At 72.8% G+C, this 2,512-nt stretch carries 2 protein-coding genes and 2 pseudogenes; 2 read left to right on the forward strand and 2 right to left on the reverse strand.

Translation table 11 applies throughout. The features are described 5' to 3' along the window. Positions 1-277: pseudogene (locus tag GH736_RS24720) on the forward strand (transcriptional regulator); the annotation flags it as partial. Between the two features lie 9 nt (positions 278-286). Here the strand turns inward: GH736_RS24720 and GH736_RS21040 are convergent. Then, entirely contained in the window at positions 287-985 is a 699-nt protein-coding gene (locus tag GH736_RS21040; RefSeq protein ID WP_159606791.1) for a GTP pyrophosphokinase, read from the reverse strand. Positions 986-1,129: 144 nt separating this feature from the next. Between GH736_RS21040 and GH736_RS21045 the strand changes: the two genes are divergently transcribed. Further along, complete coding sequence (locus GH736_RS21045; RefSeq protein ID WP_159606789.1) at positions 1,130-1,996, forward strand: MBL fold metallo-hydrolase; 867 nt, start codon at positions 1,130-1,132, stop codon at positions 1,994-1,996. Between the two features lie 15 nt (positions 1,997-2,011). Here the strand turns inward: GH736_RS21045 and GH736_RS21050 are convergent. After that, positions 2,012-2,512 (reverse strand): annotated as a pseudogene (locus GH736_RS21050) (PLP-dependent aminotransferase family protein); the annotation flags it as partial.

Raw genomic sequence — 2,512 nt, forward strand, 5'->3', positions numbered from 1 at the left:
CGGGGCGGGCCGGTCCGCCCGCCTCATCGCCGAGGCCGTGGTCCCTGGCACGCTCGCCGCGCGCCTGGGAGCAGCCCAGGTCGCGGCATCCGATGGCCGTCGTCCGGCCGTGCGCGGATGCCTCGACTGGACCGAGCGGCGGCCGCACATCGCCGGGCGGCTCGGCGCGCACCTCCTCGACGCCGTGCTCGCCGAGGGATGGGTCGCGCGGGTGCCGGGCGACCGGTCGTTGCGTGTGTCCGACGCCGGGCGGGCGGTGTTCGCGGCCCTCGAGTGACCGGGCTCGTCAGATCGCGACGCGGCCGCGCTCGTACGACGGCGCTCCGTGCACCTCGCGATGCAGCCGCTCCATGCGCGCGTCGAGCTCGGCCGCGGTGTGCGCGGCATCCGTGAGCCCGTCGAGCAGTTCCTGCGGCACCTGCCGGTCGTACTTGTAGTAGATCTTGTGCTCGAGGCTCGCCCAGAAGTCCATCGCGATGGTGCGGATCTGCACCTCGACGGCCACGGGGTGGGCGCCCGACGAGAGGAACACCGGCACCTCCACGATGAGGTGCAGGCTCTGGTAGCCGTTCTCCTTCGGCTCGGCGATGTAGTCCTTCACCTTCAGCACGCGGATGTCCCGCTGCGCCGTGAGCAGCTCGGCGAGCCGGTAGGCGTCGGTGACGAAGCTGCACGTCACGCGGACGCCCGCGATATCGGTGATGGTCTCGCGGATCGAGTCGAACGTCGGCTCGATGCCCTTGCGCTGCATCTTCGCGATGACGCTGTCGAGGCTCTTCAGACGGCTCGAGATGTGCTCGATGGGGTTGTAGTCGTGCGTCTGGCTGAACTCCTCGCGCAGGATGGAGAGCTTCGTGATCACCTCGTCCATGCCGAACTTGTAGCGGAGCATGAATCGCTCGGTGTCGTCGCGCAGGGCGCGCATCTCGTCGAGCGTGCGGCCGTCGATGGACTCGAGGGTGCGCTGGGCGCGAGCGGTGAGCATGTGGGGGGCGCCATCGCGTGGTGAGTCGGGGATGCCGTCGAGCGGGGTCACTCGAGCCACGCTACGGGCGCAACCTCTGGATTCCCTTTGACCCGGCCATGTTCCGTCGCTGTTCCGCCGAGGGCGGGCCGCTAGGCTCGGACGATGGGGACCTGGACCACGGTCGCCCCCGGCGTGCACCAGCATCGCGGTGGGCCGTTCGACCTCTCCGTCATCGTCGTCGAGGGCGGCGACGGGCTCCTCGTCGTCGACACGGGCGCCGATCCGTTCGAGGCCGCCGACCTGCTCGCCGAGATCGCCGCGCGACTCCCCGCGCCGGTGCGGTGGGTCGTGAACACGCACGCGCACTTCGATCACACGTTCGGCAACCAGGTCTTCGGTCCGGGTTCTGCGACGGATGCCGCGATCCACGGCCATGCCGGCATCGCGGCCCACTTCGAGCGCTACGAGGGCCCGCGGCTGGCGGCGTGGCGTGGCGATCCCACCCGCGAGCCCGGACGGCGGTGGCAGGACGTGCGGCTCGTCCCACCGACGCATCCGGTCGAGCGGATGACGCGCCTCGACGTCGGCGGCCGCATCGTCGAGCTGCGACCCCAGCCCCCGGCGCACACCGACACCGACCTGGTGCTGTTCCTTCGCGACGTGCGCACCTGGATCGTGGGCGACCTCGTGGAGGAGTCCGGCCCGCCGATGTACGGGTCGGGCAGCTACCCGCTGGACTGGCCCGGGGTGCTCGAAGGGCTCGTCGCCGGGATGCGGGCGGGGGACGTCGTGGTGCCCGGGCACGGCCGGGTCGTGGACCGCGCGTTCGTGGCACACCAGGCGGCCGCGCTCGCCGAGATCGCCCGCCGCTTCCGGGAGGCGCATGATGCCGGCCGATCGGCGGCCGAGGCGCTGGCGGCGCACGCGGAGTGGCCTGTGCCGGTCGACGGTCTCGTCGGCGCCGTCGAGCGCGCCTACGCCGCGTTGGACGGCCTGCCGCTCGACGAGGGCAGCATCGAGGACGCCTGAGCCGGGCCGGTCCGGTCAGGCGGTGCGGTCGGGACCCGCGCCGGCACCCGCGCCGACGACCGAGCGGATCGCCCGGATGGCGAGGTCGATCGCCTCGTCGGAGCGATGCGACGGGGGAGCGCCGTAGCCGACCACCATGGCGGGCGGATGCCGCCACTCGCTGCCTGCGAGGCGGAAGGATCGTAGCCCGTCGAAGCGCAGGCCGAGGCGTTCGGCCGCATCGGTGACGCGCGTCTCGCTCGTGCCGGGCGGCAGCTCGACGAGGCAGTGCAGCCCCGCCGCGAGGCCCGTGATGCGGCATCCGGGCAACTCATCGGCGACGCGCCTCTCGAGCGCGAGCCGGCGACTCCGGTACTCGGCGCGGAGCCGGCGGACGTTGCGGTCGTAGTCGTGCGCGGCGATGAAGCGCTCGAGGGTGCGCTGGTTGAGCACGTCGGAGGCGGCGCCCGTGCGCCGCCGTTGCGCCGACAGGGGCGCGAGCAGGCGTTCGGGCACGACCGCCCAGGCGAGGCCCAC

It is taken from the genome of Agromyces humi, assembly GCF_009720255.1.
GTDB lineage: Bacteria > Actinomycetota > Actinomycetes > Actinomycetales > Microbacteriaceae > Agromyces > Agromyces humi.